This is a genomic window from Streptomyces sp. NPDC048718, from assembly GCF_043198875.1.
GTDB lineage: Bacteria > Actinomycetota > Actinomycetes > Streptomycetales > Streptomycetaceae > Streptomyces.
Genome location: NZ_JBICVG010000002.1, coordinates 308,348 through 324,336, shown reverse-complemented (window position 1 = coordinate 324,336; position 15,989 = coordinate 308,348). Strand labels below are relative to the sequence as shown.

Below are 15,989 nucleotides of genomic sequence, written 5' to 3'. Positions count from 1 at the left end.
GACGGAGAGGTGGGGACGGGGCGGCGGGACGGTGGTGCGGGGCGGTGGGCGGGGCGCACCCCGAAAAGGGGCACGCCCCGCCCGCCGCCCGCCCGTTGTCGGTTCAGCGGCGCCGGCGGGTGCGCTTCACCTTGAGCTCCTCGAAGCGCGGCAGGTCGCCCTCGGTGATCCGCCGCCACGCCCGGGCGTACAGCTCGGCGACCGGTTCGACCGGCACCAGGGCGCCCAGCGCGGGCCGGTCGCCCGCGAGCGGCCCGTACATCGGCAGCTTCCACCGCTCGACGGGCGGCACGGGCGCCGTCTGCTCGACCCAGGCGCCGGGCAGGAACAGCGAGCGTCCGGCCCGGGCCCGGACCGCAGGCACGACCAGGTCGGTGGCGGCGAGTTCGGCGCGGGCCGCCTTCAGCCGGGCCGGCTTCCACCCGGTCCACCGTGCCGTGTTCCGGTCGGTCGGGTCGGGCAGCGCGAGGAGCATCAGATACAGCGTCGCGGCGTCCGCGCCGAGACCATGGGTCCCGGCGGCCTCGGCGACCAGCTCGGGCACCGAACGGGACGGGTCCTGCGGCCACCAGGTCCCGTCCTCGTCCCGCTCGCCCGCCGCGGGCGCGCCCGGGTCGGCCAGGAGCCGGGCGAACACCGGGTCGTGGGCCCGCCGCAGCGCCACCTCGACGGCCGTCGGATGCTGCTCGGCGCCGCGCAGCAGGGCCAGGTACGGGTCGGAGCCGGTGGAGTCGAGCAGCGAGGTCCGCAGCGCCGGCAGAGGCCGGTCGTCGTGGGTGGCCATGAGGACCGCGCCGTACCGCTCGTGGTCCGGGGCCGTCTCCGTCGGCGCGCCGGCGGCCTTGCGGAAGTCCGCGAGAGACGTGTAGTGCCCGATGGCGAGCAGCAGTTCCGGTGCGGCGAGCCGCTGCCGTACGGCGGTCAGCGCGGCCGGCAGTGCCGCCCGCGCCGCGTCCCCGGCCGGCAGCCGGTGGGCCAGCCAGGCCGTCAGGCTCAGCGTGCTCACCAGCACCGTGTGGGTGAAGGAGGGCTCGTCCGGGACCACGGGCTCCGGGCGGTCGTTCTTGATCCGCCAGGCGACGTCGGTGCTCAGCTCCGCGGCGGACCGAGGGTCGAGCAGCGCGGACAGCGCCCGGGGCGTGGGCCAGCCGCCGCGGACGGCGCGGGTGGCCTCCGTGGTCAGCCAGTCGGGGACTCGCACCCGCTTGCCGACCCGCGCGTTCCACACCTCGGCCGCCGCCGCCACGTCCGGGCCCTCGGTCCACAGCGCCGCCGGGTCCTCGGGCAGCAGCGCCGCGACGACCGCTCGGCGTACCTCGTAGGACAGCGCCCGCAGTTCGTCACGGGCGAGCCTGGCCTCGGCGACCTTCAGGCCGAGGGTCTTGCGCAGTTCGGCGGGAAGGAAGTTGTTCTCCCAGCTGTCGATGCCGGGCATGCCGACGACGACGATCCGGGCCAGGGCGCCGGTGGCTCCGGTCAGCCGGGCGAATTCCTCGGCCGCCTCGGCGGCGAACGGGGCAGGCCCGCGCGCGCCCGCCTCCTTCAGGAACGCGGTCAGCCAGTCCGCGCCCCGGGCGGGGTCGCCGACCGCCGCGCTGCCGCGCAGGGTGTAGGGGCCGGGCACCTCGAAACGGCCGCTCGGGTCGTGCAGCAGCGCGCCGAACTCCCGGCCATGGGTGGTGGGCGTGGTGCTCGCGTGGTGGACCTGATGTCCGGTGTACTCGACCGGCTCCGTGAAGCCGAGCGCCGCCCCGCCGCCGAGCGGAAGCACACTGCGATGGGAGGGATTGCGCCCCTGGCCGTCCGGCGCGGTCAGCTGCGCCTGCTCCAGCCGGACGGTCACCCGGCGCCAGTGCCCGGCCGATCCGGCGGCCGACGCCAGACCGAGGGCGTCGATCCGCCCGAGCACGGCGAGCAGGGCCGTCCGGTGCTCGTCCGCCGTACCGGGAGCGACCGCCCGGAAGGCGAGTGCGGCGGGCTGGTCGAGGATGGCGGTGAAGGGCAGCCCGGAGTACGGCAGGGCCGGAAGGTCGAAGTGGACCCGGCCGGGCACGGCCTTCACCGCGGTGTCGGCGCGCGCCGCGGCCAGTTCCGTCAGATAGCGGTGGGAGACGTCCTCGTCGGCACCCCGGTTGTAGTACCCGGAGTCCACGATGCCGTGGAGCGCGGCGCCGAGCAGATGGTCGGACGGGCCCTGGGCGCGGGCCCCGGCGGGCTCGTTCGCGGGGTCGAGCCGGTCGGCCACGGCGGACAGCGCCTTCTGCTGCTGGACGGCGAAGTGGAGCACCCGCACCACACCGGCGACCAGTTCGGAGGTGGCGACGTCCGGCAGCGCGGCCCGTACCAGCGCGGGGAAGTCCGTGACGCGCGGCGCGGCGACGGCCGCCTTCAGCAGGTCCGCGGCGCTTTGGTCGTCGGCGGCGCGCAGGGCGGCCGACCCGCGCGGGTCGCGGGCGCGCAGCGCGTACAGGAAGGGCAGCGGCGGCAGGGCCGACGCCGCCGTCTCGAAGATGTCGTCGTAGCCGGCGTGAGCGGTCGTGGTGACGACACCGTCCGGGTCGCCGAGCGACAGCGTCCGCCACTCCCGCGTCAGCGAGCGGGGGCGGTCGTCGCCCGGGAAGGTCAGGGCCGCGACCGGCCGGCGGCTGTCCTCGGGCAGGGTGATCTCGCGCCCGGCGGTGTCGGAGGCGTGCCAGCCGGCGCCCGGCAGCCGTACGACGCGCCAGCCGAGCAGACCGTCGGCGGGCGTGCCGAGGACGGAGCCCTCGACCGTGGGCGCGGGCCGCACCCAGGAGTCTTGCGCGAACAGCCGGGCACCGGGCGCGTGCGGGAGCAGCGCGTCGGCCAGGAAGCCCGGCTGCGAGCGCCGCCCGTGCGTGCCCTCGGCGGGGTCGTACTCCCTCCAGCCGCAGTCGGCCGACCCCTCGGGGCTGTCCCACACCCAGTACGAGGAGCCGTCGGACAGCACCGGACTCTCCCTCGGCACCCGGGTGTCCCCGGCGTGCAGGACCCCGCGGCCGGTGGTGCGCCCGCCGCCGGGCAGCGCGAGGCTGAGGTGTTCGGAGCGCATCCGCCACTCGTCGACCCCGTCCAGGGTGAACACCCGGTCGGGATCGGTGTGCCAGTAGCCCTGGGGTTCCTCGCGGCCGTAGGTGCTCCAGAACACCAGGAGCGCGCCGTCCACGTAGTGGAAGCCGTACTTGCGGACGTTGGCCGGGCGCCCGCGCAGATCGTGCACGAGGACGGTCGCGTCGGGGCCGACGACCCGGACCTGGGCGCTGTTCGCCACGATCAGATACGGCCAGGACTCCACGACGGTCAGGCCGCCGCGCCCGTTGCGCGCCGGGGCCAGTTCCGCGAGGGCCTCCTCCCAGGCGGGCCAGTGCAGTTCCTCCCACAGGCCGCCGCGCAGGGTGCGGGCCAGCAGAGCGCCGAGGTCGGCGCCCGTCGCGGCGGCGACCTCCTCCTTGGCGAGTGCGAGGGCCTCGGTGGGCAGCCACGACAGGCGGGCGATGGCCTTCGGCAGTCCCGGCAGTCCGGCGGACACCGATTCCCGCGCCACCCGGCGCGCCCACGCCGTGAGCAGTGGCCGGCCACCGGCCGAGGCGGCGAGCCGCCGCATCACGGCCACGCTCTCCGGCCCGGCGTCGTACTCGTCGGCGCCCGCGTCGAAGGCGGCGTGGAAGCGCGGGTCGGCGGCGATCGCCGCAAGATCCCGGGGTTCCTCCGAACGGTGCCAGTCCGTCAGTCCGAGCGCCCCGCGCCGGCGGCGCGCCTCCGGGTCCGGGTCGGGGCCGGCCACCGGAATCTCCAGGGCCAGCAGCAGATCGAGCAGATTGACGTCCTCGACGCCGATCCGCAGGACGCCCGCGCCGTCGGGGCGGGCCGCGAGCTCGGCGCGCAGCCGTCCGGCCGCCCGGGTCACCAGATCCAGCAGGGCCGGCGGCGTCGGCCGGGAACCCCAGCCGCGATGGCGCGCCGCGTGGAAGCGTTCCAGCCAGCCGGCGGCACCGTCCGCGCACCGGGTCTCGGCCGGAGCGTCCTCCTCGGTCAGCCCGGCGTCAGCCCCCGAGTCCGCGAGGATGCCCAGCCACAGCGCGGCCATCTCCCCGTTCTCCTCGGGCGGAGTCAGCGACAGCAGGGTGCCGCGTACGGCCGGGACCCGGCGGGCCAGCGCGACCAGCGCCGCACGGTGCGTCTTCCACCAGCCGCCGGCCGCCCGCAGGGTGGCGGGCAGCGGCAGCAGCTCCGCGAGGTACTCCTGCTCCGCCTCGCTGCCCGGCCGGCCCGCGGCCCGGGCCAGCCGCCGCAGTTCGCCGGCCGCCTGGGCGGACGGGGCGAGCCCGCCCGCCGTCCGGCGTACGCACAGCCGCCGGAAGCGCTCGTACGCCTCGGCGGGCGCGAGCCGCGCGGACAGCTCCTTGCCGTACCCCGTGAGGACCTTCACCGGCAGCGCGCCGGCCAGGGCGAACTCCAGGAAGACGGCGTCGAGCCGGTCCTCGTCGACGGGCAGCCCGTGCTGGGCCTCGCTGGTGCGGGCGCGGCCGAACAACTGGCCCGCGTACGCGGTGTTCTCCACGCCGAGGAAGACGCGCGCGGCCTGCTCGTAGAAGACGGGCAGGAAGTGGGGGACGGACGCGGCGAGCCGGCCGGCCAGTTCGCCGACCGCGTCCAGCGCGGCCTTCGGCTTGGTCTTCGCCTGCCGGGTCAGCCGGTCCAGCTCCGGTACGACCGCGAGCGCGTGATGGCCGTCCTTCGGGTGGTGGACGAGCACCCACTCGGGGAAGCCCAGTTCCCGGCGCCGGCCGAGGCCCACCACGGCCGGCTCGGCCACGGGGGCGAGGCCGAGGAAACCGGCGGCGAGATCCTCCGCCGGGCCGAGTTCGGCGGCGGCCAGACGGACCACCACCCGCTCCTCGCCCAGTACCGGGTGGCCGTAGCTCCGCGCGGTCAGCGGGACCGCCGAGGGGCCCGCCCCCTCGGTGCCGGCCGGGAGGACGGCTCCCGCCGCGAGCAGCCGCCGGTCGTCCGTCGCCGCGGTCGTCCCCTCGGCTGTCCCCGCCGTTGTGGCCGTGGCCCTGGCCTCGGTCGTGGTCGTGCCGGTCACGCGTCCCCACCCTTTTCGATCGTGCGGCCCGCGTAGAGCGCCGCGGCCATGCGCATTCCCTCGGACCAGGCGACCGGTCCGACCTCCGTCAGCCGCATCGCGCGGCCGTTCTCGTCGTGCCAGCCGAGCGCGCCGGTCTCCGACTCCCCGTCCCAGTAGGGTTCGCCGATCCAGACCGACGCCTCCCCGGTGCGGTCGCCGTCGCGGACCTTGCAGGTGGCGTAGCCGCCGGACACCCGGTAGCCGAGGCTCGTGGCGCGCGCGGCGAGACCGAAGCGGGACGCGAACTTCCCGCCCGCGTAGTCCCGTACCTCCGTGGCCGACGAGGACCGCGCGGCGCCGGTCCCCGCGTCCTCCGGGCGGGTCCAGGTGGCCCGGTGGATCTGCTCGACCCGCTGGGTGATGCCGAGTTCGGCCGCGAACTCCCGTACGTCCTCCAGATCGGGGAGCAGCACGGGGTGCGGAAGGGTCACGGTGCGCGGCGCGATCCGTACCGTCTCGCCGTCGAGGTCGACGAGCCGCAGCTCCCCGTCAGCCGACACGTCGCGCAGGAAGCCGACCTCGTCGGGGTCGTCGCCGACGACCGCCATGTCGCGCAGGGCCGACCGCCAGGCCTCGTCCGGCCATACCCGGGCTATCAGCTCGGTCGGCACCGGCAGCGAGGAGACCATCCAGGTGTCCACCTGGGCCAGACACGAGGCCGTGTGCCGGTCCAGCCACTCGGACAGCCGCCGCAGCCGGTCCACTTCGGGGTCGTCGCGCAAGGCCTTCGGCAGACTCTTCAGCTGCCGCCCCCCGGCGCGCCGCGCGACCACACGCCCGTCCTCAAGGGTGATCTCGTACCCCTCACCCGCTGCCAGCCACGCCATCAGCCGTGCCCCTCCGTCCAATTCCGCTGGAATCGTGAATCCGCGCAGCCCGAACCAGAGGCCCCGAGGCCCCCCTGACTGCGGTATGAGAAGGACACTATCCAGGGCCACTGACAACGGCCGCGCGGGTGGGCACACCGGGGCACTTCGGCCACCGTCGTGCCAGGTCGGAGGGGTGACAGGGGGCGGGTCGGGCACGACGGCCGGGGCCTTGGCCCTCCTGCGGTGCGGGCCGAGGCCCGTATTCCGCCCGGCCGCTGACGGCGTGCCGGCCGCCGGCGGCCCGTCAGCGGCTGTCCTGGGCCGACCTCGGCCGTCCGCGCGCCGCCTTGCTCACGGGCGGGTGAACCCGGGCGGTTCACCGGCGGCGGGGCGGCCCCGGCGCCGAAGATCGGCAGGACATCCGAGGAACCAGGACGGAAGCCGGACCGGCGGGCCCGGGACCGGCGAAGACGAAGGACGGGACATGAACCGGAGTCCGGAGCAGCAGGTGCCGATGAGCGATCTCTGTCAAATGCTGTACGGCCTGTCGGCCGCGACCCCGGAGGCCTTCCTCAACTACGGCAAGGTGCTGATGGTGATCGCCGGTTCGGACGGCGAGCTCAGCGAGCCCGAGTTCGACTGGCTGATGAAGCACCAGGAACTGATGGGAGCGCCGCGCGAAGTCCTCGATCTCTACCGGGACTTCGACTACCGCGATGCCGACATCGAGGAGCTGCTGCCCGCCATCCGCACCGACGTGGACACTTGGCGGGCCGCCCCGCACCTCGTGTACCACGCCATCCAGATGTGCGGCGCGGACGGGGTCTACGCGGCGGCCGAACGGGCCCAGGTGATGCGGGCGGCCCGGTTGATGGGCGTTCCCGACGACATCGTGCTGGCGCTGCACGCGCTGGTGGACATGGAGCGGGCGGTGTACGACCTGCGGGCCGCGCTGTTCCACGTCAGCACCGCTGCGGACGGGCCCGGTTCGGGGGATGGGGGCGGGGTCGGGGGCGGAACCGACAGCGGGGCGGCCGGGGAGGACGGAACCGACGGCGAGGTGGCAGGGGAGGACGGAACGGGCGCCCGCCGGCGGTGAGCACGGCGGGCGCCCGCTGCGGGGACGGTCAGGGGCGCAGGATCAGCCGGATCGGGTCGCCGGTCTTGTGCGTGAGCCGCTCCACGGCCTCGGCGGCCCGCGCCAGCGGGAGTTCACCGCTGATCGAGGCGGAGAAGTCCAGCCGGCCGCCCTTGAGGAGGGACAGCAGTTGCGGCAGCGCGACCGGCATGTCGGAGCCGTAGTGGCCGAGGATCCGCTGCTGGAGATAGCTGAAGCGGGTGCCGTCGGCGACGGTCAGCGGCTGGTCGGTCAGGCCCACGAGCACCAGCCGGCCCTTGGGCGCGAGAACCGTCAGGGCCTGCTCGCGGACGGCCGGCACTCCGGCGAAGTCGAAGGCGGCGGCGAGTCCGGCCCCGCCGGTCGCCGCGCCGATCCGCTCGCGCAGCGCCGGGTCGGCGGGGTCGAGCGCCAGGTCGGCGCCCTGGGCGAGGGCGCGTTCACGGGCGGTGGGGTTGGGGTCGACGGCGATGACGGGGCAGGCGCCGACAGCCCGCAGCAGCTGGACGGCGTGCACGCCGAGCCCTCCGACGCCCCAGACGCCGACGGCCTCGGCGGGCTTCACGGCACCCGTGACGGTGATCGCGCCCCATGGCGTGGAGACCGCGTCCGGGATGATCGCGCCCTGGTCGAAGGGGATGGCATCGGGCAGTTCCGTGAGGGCGTGCTCGCAGGAGAGCGCGTACTCGGCCCAGCCACCGTCGTAGTCGACACCGCGGGTGTACGTGACCCCGTCGCGGACCTCGCCCGCGTACAGCACCACCCGCTGCCCCGGAGTCCAGCGGGTGACCCCCGGACCGGTCTCCGCGATCGTGCCGGACACCTCGTGGCCCAGGGTGACCGTGTCGCCGCGCAGGAACAGCGGCGTGAGGGTGCCGTCGATCAGATGGACGTCCGACAGGCAGACGCCCGCGGCCTCCACCTTCACCAGGACCTGGCCGGGACCGGGGGCGGGCTTCGCCACCTCCTCGATCCGCAGCGTGCGGCTGGGGACGTGCAGCCGGGCGGCGAGCATCTGCTCCATGACGTGGCCTCCTTGACGCGGTGGCGACCCCGGGGCCTCGGGCCCCTTAACGCAAGTCGCCTTGCAAAGAAACGTACGCCCGCCCTCCACTTAAAGCAAGTGGCCCTGCGTTACCATGGATCATGGCCACGCCCGACCGGAACACCCCGCCCCTGCGCCGCCGGGGGGCCCGTATGCGCTCCGCCGTCCTCGCCGCCACCGTGGACGTCCTGACGGAACACGGACTCGCCGGCACCACCGTCGGCGCCGTCGCCCGGGCCGCCGGTGTCCACGAGACCTCCGTCTACCGGAGGTGGGGGACCCGCGAGAACCTGATCCTGGAAGCGCTGACCGAACAGGTCGACACGGCGATGCCCGTCCCGGACACCGGGCGCGTCCACGACGACCTCGTCGCCTACTTCGGCGCGCTGGCCGGCCTTCTCGCGACGGCGCAGGGCGAGGCGCTGCTCCGGCTGAGCGCCGAACGCGACGACAGCCTGCCGGATCGCCGCCTCCCCTTTTGGACCGAACGCCTCGAACGCGGCGCGGTCATGGTCCGCCGGGGCGTCGAGCGCGGCGAACTGGCGCCGGACACCGACCCGGGCCTGGTCATCGAGGCGGTCAGCGGCCCCCTGTTCACCCGCGCCCTCATCAGCGGCGCCCCGCTGGACGAGGACTTCGCGGCGCGACTGGTCGGGCTGGTGCTGGCGGGGGCGTACCAGGGGGCGCGGGCCCGTCCGTGACGCCCATCGGCTGCGGGTCCTTTCGGCCCGGGGCCGGCGAGGCGGCGGAAGGACCGGATGATCTCCCCGGCGCGCAGAGGCAAGCGCGCGCCCCCTCGCACCACCGTCCGCCCCGGCGCGCGTGGCCCTCGCCCGGGGAATATGCCGGAGTTCGCCTGCGCCACGTCCGGCCGGTCGGCCAGGGTGGGACCTCGTGCCGCTGCGGCGCCCCGCGGCAGCGGTCCCGCGACGAGGGAAGGGGAGGCAGGCCATGTGGGAGCTGGACAGTGCGGAGGGACACCGGGGGCGGGTGGGGGTGCTGCTGCCGGACGGCACCGTGCCCGGTCCGGTGCACTACGACATCGGCAGCGGCGCGACCTTCCACAAGTCCACGGACTGGCATATCTACGACGGGACATTCGGCGCACCGCGCGCGGAGCGGATGCGCGGGGCGTGCGCCTGCGGCTGGTTCGGCGAGGACACCTACCCGATCGAGTGGGACAAGGTCTCCCGCCGCGAGCCGTACCGCTACGACATCACCGGCCCGCAGGAGGACTGGGCGACCCACGCCCGGGAGACGGCAGCGCGCGCGTGGCCGATCCCCGAGGACCTCGTCGACCTGATCGCCCGGCTGCGCGTACGGGTCGACGAGCTGGAGCACGGCGACATCCTGGCCGGACTGCGGGTCATCGGCGAACTGGACTCGATCATCGCCTGCTCCGGCGGCTACTTCGCCCGCGCCGCCACGGGCAGGTATCCGGATGCGGAGATCGCGCAGGCGCTCGGCAGCACCGAACAGGCCCTGACCACCCGCCTGCGCCGGTACGACCGCGGCTACTACTGAGCGAGGACGCCCCGGGTCAGCGCAGGCCCCGGCCCCGTCGGCCCGCCGTCCCGTTCTGCCCTGCCGCGCCCCGGCCCGCCGCGGGGCGGCGCGGTCCCGCGAGCGACCCGCCTTCCGGTTCCGGGCGCCTTCCACTCGGGCGTCTTCCCGGGCCGGGGCGCGGCGGGGATTTCGCGCCGCACCCGTGTTCCGGCCGACCGGGGGACCGCGCCACGGCGGCTCACCCGCCCGGGGCCGCCGGGGTGCGCCCCCGGCGGCCGTCGAGCACGCTGGCGACAACAGCCCCCGCCCGACGGCACTCCGTGCGCGGGACGCGTCGACGAAGCCGGAGAACACGATGACGACCCAGACGAGCATCCTGTCCGAGGCCGGCCGGCCGACGGTGACGGGCAAGGTCCCCGGCGACCTCCTGCGGGTGAGCGACCTCGATCCCCGGACCCTGGTGGAGCTGCTGGACCTGGCGGCGGCCATGAAACAGGAACCGCTGGGGTGGGAGCGGGATCTGCGGGGCGGCGCCATCGGATGCGTCTTCGAGAAGCCTTCCACCCGGACCCGGGTCTCCCTGGCCACCGCCGCCCACCGGCTCGGCATGAAGGCGATGGTGCTGAACAAGGAGGACATGCAACTCGGTCACGGCGAGACCCCCGCCGACACCGCCCGCGTCCTGTCGTCCTTCCTCGACGCCCTCACGATCCGCACCTTCGACCACGCCATCGTGGAGCAGATGGCCGATGCCGCGACGGTGCCGGTCGTCAACGCGCTCTCCAACACCCACCACCCCTGCCAGTCCCTGGCCGACCTCCTCGCGCTGCGCGAGCACTTCGGCACGCTGGACGGCCTGACCGTGGCCTTCATCGGGGACGGCGCGAGCAATACGTGCAACTCGTTCCTCGCGGCGTGCGCGGCCTCCCGCATGCACCTCGTGATCGCCGCCCCGCCCGGGTACGAGACGGACGCGGAAATCCTCGGCGAGGCACGCGAACTGATGGCCCAGCACGGCGGGTCCGTGTCGCTGACCACCGATCCGGTCGAGGCCGTCGGCTCCGCGCAGGCCGTCTACGCCGAGGTGTGGGTGTCCATGGACAAGCACCACGAACGTGCCGAACGCGCCAGGGACCTCGCCGCCTACCGCGTCGACGACGCCCTGCTCGCCCACGCTCCCGGTGAGGCGGTGGCCATGCACTGCCTGCCCGCCGTCCGGGGCGAGGAGGTCACCTCCGAGGTGCTCGACGGCCCCCGGTCCCTGGTCTGGCGCCAGGCGGCCAACCGGCTGCCCACCGCCCAGGCCCTGCTCCACACCCTGATCACCACGGCCCGCCGGCGTACGGTCTGACCGCGGCGCTCACACGCGATGGTGCCGCCGCGATCACACACGACGGCGCCGCCGCGGATGACCGCGACGGCGCCGGCACGGACTCGGCACGCTACTCGCGGGGGTGCAGGTAGAAGGTCTCGTTGGCCACGGGATCGGGCTGGTGGGGACCCGGCTGGTACGTCCACTGGATGACCCAGGCGCCGTCGCCGGTCTCGTTGCGGTTGATGTTCGCGTACAGACCGGTCCCGTTGTCCCGCAGCACGGTCAGGTTCGGGAACACCGGGTCGGGGTGTTCCAGGGTGAAGTTCTGGGTGTCGCGGCGCGGGCCGCCGGAGCCGGGCTCGCCGATGGAGGGGTGGCAGTCCCAGATGTTCAGGTAGTCGCCCGCGTGCGAGTGCTGGCCGTTGGCCACGTCGACGCACTTGCCGCTGGCCTTGCTGACGATCCGGTACATCGGCTTGCCGGTGTCACCGAGGATCCCCAGCCACCGCAGGTACCAGCGCTGGTTGTCGCCGCCGTCGTCGTGGTACTGGATCACATGGGTGCCGTTGGCGCTCTGCGCCCCGTACACGTCGAGCAGCCGGTCGCTGTTGTCCGCGTGGATGGTCAGCTCGGCGGGGCCCGCCGCGGCCCGCAGGGCCCCGAAGCGCACCGGCCAGTGGTCGCTGCCGTAGTTGGGCAGCACACTGGCCTGCCAGCGGTCGGTGTCCACGTCGGAGACCATGTAGTCGAGTTCGTTGCCGGACTGCTGGGTGGCTTGTCCGCCGTTGTAGATACGCGCGTTCTGGGGCAGGCCGAGCGCGGGCAGGTCCTGCGGGGAGCGGTTGAAGTCGCCCAGCGCCGCCCAGTCCAGGAACCCCTGATAGAAGGCGGTGTCGGCGATCCGGCGCAGCAGGGACCCGGCGTCGTTCCCGCCGCCGGAGGCGGCGTGCACGGACGCGAACAGGATGCCGTCGGCGCGGTTGACCACCCCGAGAGCCGGTCGGTAGACACCATTGATGGGCAGCACGTTGTCCGGCTGCCAGGCGGTGACCATGCCGAGGTTCCGGGTGGTGGTGCGCAGGATGTACAGGTGGCGCAGCGGCCCGTTGTCCCCCTGGATCCAGAGGTAGTGCTCGACGCCGTTGACCATGCCCTGGTAGTACGACCCCGCGGGCTGCCCCTGGGGTACTTCCTGCAGGGCCACGACATCGTGGGTGCGGGCCAGGTTGTAGGCGCCCGCCCAGCGGTCGGGTCCGGCTTGCATGTTCCAGGTCGCGGCGACATGGCTGTCGGGGTTCGCCGCCTGTGCGGCCTCGCTGGTCGCGAAGAGCCCCGCGCAGGCGAGCAGCAGTGTGATCACGGTGGCCGCCACGCGGTGCGGGCACGCGCGGATGCCCGGCCGGCGGGAGCCGCCGACTCCGGCATTTCGACGACTGGTTGTCATGTGCCGCACTGTCCCAGGGCGCTCGTGCCGGAACCAGGGGCAGGGCAATCGAACATGCGGGCACGGGCGTGTTCCGGTCCGCCCTGCCTCTGTCTTCCCGGGGCAGGAGTACGCGCGGTCCTCGACCCGTACGCGCGGCCCCGTACCCGTACCGGCTGCGCCGCATCGGACCCCCGGCCCCCGTCTCCCGTACCGCCGGGAGGCCGCCGGGACCCCACCGGGAAGGCGTCCCGGCCGCGTCGGAGCAACGTTCCGGGCGCGCGTTCGTTTCCGTGGTGGAGGGTGTGCCTCCGCCCGCGCGGCGATGCTCCGTCCGACACTGGATGCCTCCGGGATACGTGCCTGCGGCGGGCAGTTCACCTGGGCGTCGCCCACGCCTGATGGTCTGGCCCAGGCCGGACACCCGCGCCGGTCCGTTCGTCACCTCGAGGAGGGGTATTCGTGCCCAAGTCCACTCGCCGCCGCATCGTGGCCGCCGCAACCCTGGTCGCCGCGACCGCGGCCGCCGTGGCCGTCACGTCCACCGCCGGTGCCTTCGACACCGTCCAGCGGACGAAGGCGACGATCCAGGGGGGCAAGGCGAAGAACGTCATCCTGCTCATCGGTGACGGAATGGGTGACTCCGAGATCACCCTCGCCCGCGACTACACGGTCGGCGCGGCCGGCCGGCTCGCCATGGACCAGTTCCCGCTGACGGGCGCGTACACGACGTACGCGGTGCACGAGGACGGCACGCCCGAGTACGTCACCGACTCCGCGGCCAGCGGCAGCGGCTGGGCCACCGGCGTGAAGACGGTCAACGGCCGTATCTCCAAGACGCCCGGCACCAACAAGCCCGTCCCGACCCTGCTGGAGCTCGCCCAGCGCAAGGGTTACGCGACCGGCAGCGTCACCACCGCCGAACTGACCGACGCCACCCCGGCGGTGCTCGCCTCGCACGCCACCGATCGCTCCTGCCAGGGCCCGGCCGACATGGCCAAGTGCCCCGTCGACACCCTCGCGGCCGGCGGCCTCGGTTCCATCGCCGAGCAGTCGGTCAACCACAAGGTCGATGTTCTTCTGGGCGGCGGCAAGCAGCGGTTCGACCAGAAGGTCACCGACGGCGCCTTCAAGGGCCTCACCGTCACCGAGCAGGCCCAGAAGCTCGGCTACCAGGTCGTCACCGACGACGCGGGCCTGAAGAACGTCAAGGCCGACCGCCCCGTCCTCGGCCTCTTCGCCCCCGGCAACGTGCCCGTCGAGTGGGCCGGCAAGCCGGCCGCCGTGGGCGGCACCGACCCGCAGCGCTGCGTCACCGCCAACCCCAAGCGCCCGGCCACCACGCCGAGCCTGGCCGACTCCGCGACCAAGGCCATCCAGCTCCTGGAGGACAAGCAGAAGAAGAGCCACTCCAAGGAGGGCTTCTTCCTCCAGATCGAGGGCGCCTCGATCGACAAGCAGGACCACGCCGCCGACCCGTGCGGCCAGATCGGCGAGACGGCCGCCTTCGACCGCGCGGTCAAGGTCGCCCGCGACTACGCCGCGAAGCACCCCGACACCCTGGTGGTCACCACCGCCGACCACGGCCACAGCAGCCAGATCGTCCCGCTGGAGGCGGCCCCGCCCGGCCTGTCCGCCACGCTCGTCACCGACGAGGGCCAGCGGCTGAAGGTCAACTACTCGACCAACACCCCGGGCCAGTCCCAGGAGCACACGGGCACCGAGGTCCGGATCGCCGCCCAGGGCCCGCAGGCGTACCGCGTGCTCGGCGTCACCAACCAGACCGACCTGTTCACGACGATCAGCGAGGCGTTGCGCCTGCGCTGAACTCCCTGACCGCGGTCGGACCGGGTAAGGCCGCGTAAGGGAGACGGGGGGACGAAGGGGGATCCGGCCACCGGGTCCCCCTTCGCGTATTTCCCCCCTCCGGCATTCCCCGTGACGGGCCTCCTCGCCACCGGTTCCACCAGTGTTCGCCGATTTCCCTCGGCCCCCGCCCCGGAGTGCCGTCACCGGTTCGCCGCCAGCCGGGAGCCCGCCGGGGTACGGCGATAGAGCACCGCGCGTCCGGCCCGGGCCCGGGTGACGAGCCCCGCCCGGTACAGGACGCCCAGGTGGTACGAGACCGTGGCCGGGCTGAGGAAGTGACGCTCGGAGAGCTGCGCGGTGGAGGCCGGACGGACCAGGGCGGCGAGCAGTCCGGCGCGGGTCGGGCCGAGCAACCGGGCCGGCTCCGGGGCGGGCGGCGCCTCGGCGGCGGCCCAAGGCGGGACGGCAGGGGTGGTCGGGGCGACAGGGGCGCGGTCCGGAGGGGACGGGGGTCTCTCCGGCGCCGCGCCCTGCCCCGGCCTGACGGGCTACACCTGCGCCACGCTGACCGTCCCGCTCGACCATGGCGGCGGCGATCCGGGACGGCTCGGCCTGAAGGTCGCGATGGCGGACAACGTGACGGCCCCGAAGGGGGTCCTGCTCTTCCTCACCGGCGGCCCCGGCCAGCCGGGCGTGCCGTTCGTCGAGCGGCTGAGCCAGAAGATGGCGCCCGTACTGAAGGACTACCGCCTCGTCATGATCGACCAGCGGGGCACCGGCGGCGGCGCGCTCCAATGCCCGCGATTGCAGGAGGAGATGGGGTCGTCCGACCTCACGCCGCCGACCGTGCGGGCGGTGACGGAGTGCGCCGCCGCCCTTGGTCCCCGCCGGCGTTTCTACGGCACCGCCGACACGGTCGCCGACCTGGAGCTCCTGCGCCAGGCGCTGGGCGTACGGAGGATGACGCTCGACGGGGTCTCGTACGGCACTTACACCGCCGAGCGGTACGCCCTGGCACACCCGGGGAACGTGGCGCGGCTGGTCCTCGACTCGGTGGTGCCGCAGACCGGGGGCGACCCGATGGACCGGGTCGCCCTGCGCGCGGCACCGCGCGTGCTGACGGAGGCGTGCCGGGCGACCGGGTGCACCACGGACCCGGCGGCCGATCTCGCCGAGGTGGTCCGCAGGTACCGCAACGGTCCCGATGTGATCGACGCCCTGACCACCTGGGAGTTCGTGGACCCCGACTACACGGAGATGATCGGGGCCCTCCACGAGGCGGCGACCGGCGACCCGGCGCTGCTGCGGGCCCTGATCGCCGGCGCACGGGAGGGTGGCGCGGCGAGCGCGGAGGAACTCAGCCAGGGGCTGCACGCGGCCACGCTCTGTCTGGACGGGCGCTTTCCCTGGGGCAGCTCGGACGCTCCGGTGGCCGGCCGCCGGGGGCACTGGAGAGGGCGGCCGAGAACCTGACCCCGGCCGACTACGGTCCCTTCGACGCGGCCACGGCCACGGGCCTCGGCTCCCTGCTCGGCTGCCTGCACTGGCCGAGCACGCCGACGGAGGAACTGCCGCCGCCGCGGCGCGCGCTGCCGGGTGTGCCGGTGCTGCTGCTCGGCGGGAGCCGTGATCTGTCGACTCCCGTGGAATGGCTGGACGAGCAGAAGAGGATGACCCCGCGGGCCAGGGTCGTCGTGGTGCCGGGCGTGGCCCACTCGGTGCAGAGCAGGGCGGCCGACGACCGGGGGCGTCAGGCGGTGTACGACTTCCTGCTGGAGCGCTGAGAGGGGCACGAGGGGTACGGGAGGGGTACGGG

12 protein-coding genes are annotated in these 15,989 nt (G+C 74.3%); 7 read left to right on the top strand and 5 right to left on the bottom strand.

Annotation, left to right across the window (positions count from 1 at the left end; translation table 11 throughout):
- Positions 1-103: 103 nt before the first annotated feature.
- Together ACGFRB_RS04465 and ACGFRB_RS04460 are read right to left on the bottom strand one after the other, a co-directional pair.
- Positions 104-5,107 carry a DNA-binding protein gene (locus tag ACGFRB_RS04465; RefSeq protein ID WP_393238854.1) on the bottom strand — a complete coding sequence of 1,668 codons (5,004 nt, stop codon included), beginning with the start codon at positions 5,105-5,107 and terminating at the stop codon, positions 104-106.
- Positions 5,104-5,976, bottom strand: a complete 873-nt coding sequence (locus ACGFRB_RS04460; RefSeq protein ID WP_393238851.1) for a DUF4132 domain-containing protein — start codon at positions 5,974-5,976, stop codon at positions 5,104-5,106. Before ACGFRB_RS04460 ends, ACGFRB_RS04465 begins: the two co-directional genes overlap by 4 nt.
- A gap of 466 nt (positions 5,977-6,442) precedes the next feature.
- On the opposite strand from ACGFRB_RS04460, the gene ACGFRB_RS04455 reads away from it, so the two are divergent.
- The gene (locus ACGFRB_RS04455) at positions 6,443-7,057 is read left to right on the top strand and encodes a hypothetical protein (RefSeq protein WP_393238848.1); all 615 of its coding nucleotides are present in this window, start codon (positions 6,443-6,445) and stop codon (positions 7,055-7,057) included.
- Between the two features lie 28 nt (positions 7,058-7,085).
- Here the strand turns inward: ACGFRB_RS04455 and ACGFRB_RS04450 are convergent, their stop codons facing one another.
- Positions 7,086-8,099, bottom strand: a complete 1,014-nt coding sequence (locus ACGFRB_RS04450) for a zinc-binding dehydrogenase (protein WP_393238845.1) — start codon at positions 8,097-8,099, stop codon at positions 7,086-7,088.
- A 122-nt stretch (positions 8,100-8,221) separates the two neighbouring features.
- On the opposite strand from ACGFRB_RS04450, the gene ACGFRB_RS04445 reads away from it, so the two are divergent.
- The 3 genes from ACGFRB_RS04445 to argF all read left to right on the top strand — a co-directional run bounded on the left by ACGFRB_RS04445 (position 8,222) and on the right by argF (position 10,977).
- A complete protein-coding gene (locus ACGFRB_RS04445; RefSeq protein WP_393238842.1) occupies positions 8,222-8,821 on the top strand; it encodes a TetR/AcrR family transcriptional regulator in 600 nt (199 codons plus the stop codon).
- A 250-nt stretch (positions 8,822-9,071) separates the two neighbouring features.
- A complete protein-coding gene (locus ACGFRB_RS04440; RefSeq protein ID WP_363003925.1) occupies positions 9,072-9,644 on the top strand; it encodes a hypothetical protein in 573 nt (190 codons plus the stop codon).
- 337 nt (positions 9,645-9,981) lie between these two features.
- On the top strand, positions 9,982-10,977 hold the full coding sequence (gene argF / locus ACGFRB_RS04435; RefSeq protein WP_393238839.1) for an ornithine carbamoyltransferase: 996 nt from the start codon (positions 9,982-9,984) through the stop codon (positions 10,975-10,977).
- 91 nt (positions 10,978-11,068) lie between these two features.
- Here the strand turns inward: argF and ACGFRB_RS04430 are convergent, their stop codons facing one another.
- Positions 11,069-12,385 carry an RICIN domain-containing protein gene (locus ACGFRB_RS04430; protein WP_393238836.1) on the bottom strand — a complete coding sequence of 439 codons (1,317 nt, stop codon included), beginning with the start codon at positions 12,383-12,385 and terminating at the stop codon, positions 11,069-11,071.
- 441 nt (positions 12,386-12,826) lie between these two features.
- Here ACGFRB_RS04430 and ACGFRB_RS04425 point away from each other — a divergent pair, with 441 nt between their 5' ends.
- The gene (locus ACGFRB_RS04425; protein WP_393238833.1) at positions 12,827-14,191 is read left to right on the top strand and encodes an alkaline phosphatase; all 1,365 of its coding nucleotides are present in this window, start codon (positions 12,827-12,829) and stop codon (positions 14,189-14,191) included.
- 182 nt (positions 14,192-14,373) lie between these two features.
- Here the strand turns inward: ACGFRB_RS04425 and ACGFRB_RS04420 are convergent, their stop codons facing one another.
- Complete coding sequence (locus ACGFRB_RS04420) at positions 14,374-14,586, bottom strand: winged helix-turn-helix domain-containing protein (RefSeq protein ID WP_393238830.1); 213 nt, start codon at positions 14,584-14,586, stop codon at positions 14,374-14,376.
- A 58-nt stretch (positions 14,587-14,644) separates the two neighbouring features.
- Between ACGFRB_RS04420 and ACGFRB_RS04415 the strand changes: the two genes are divergently transcribed.
- Both ACGFRB_RS04415 and ACGFRB_RS04410 read left to right on the top strand, forming a co-directional pair.
- Positions 14,645-15,646, top strand: a complete 1,002-nt coding sequence (locus ACGFRB_RS04415) for an alpha/beta fold hydrolase (protein ID WP_393238828.1) — start codon at positions 14,645-14,647, stop codon at positions 15,644-15,646.
- Positions 15,559-15,957, top strand: a complete 399-nt coding sequence (locus tag ACGFRB_RS04410) for an alpha/beta hydrolase (protein ID WP_393239445.1) — start codon at positions 15,559-15,561, stop codon at positions 15,955-15,957. Before ACGFRB_RS04415 ends, ACGFRB_RS04410 begins: the two co-directional genes overlap by 88 nt.
- Positions 15,958-15,989: the final 32 nt, after the last annotated feature.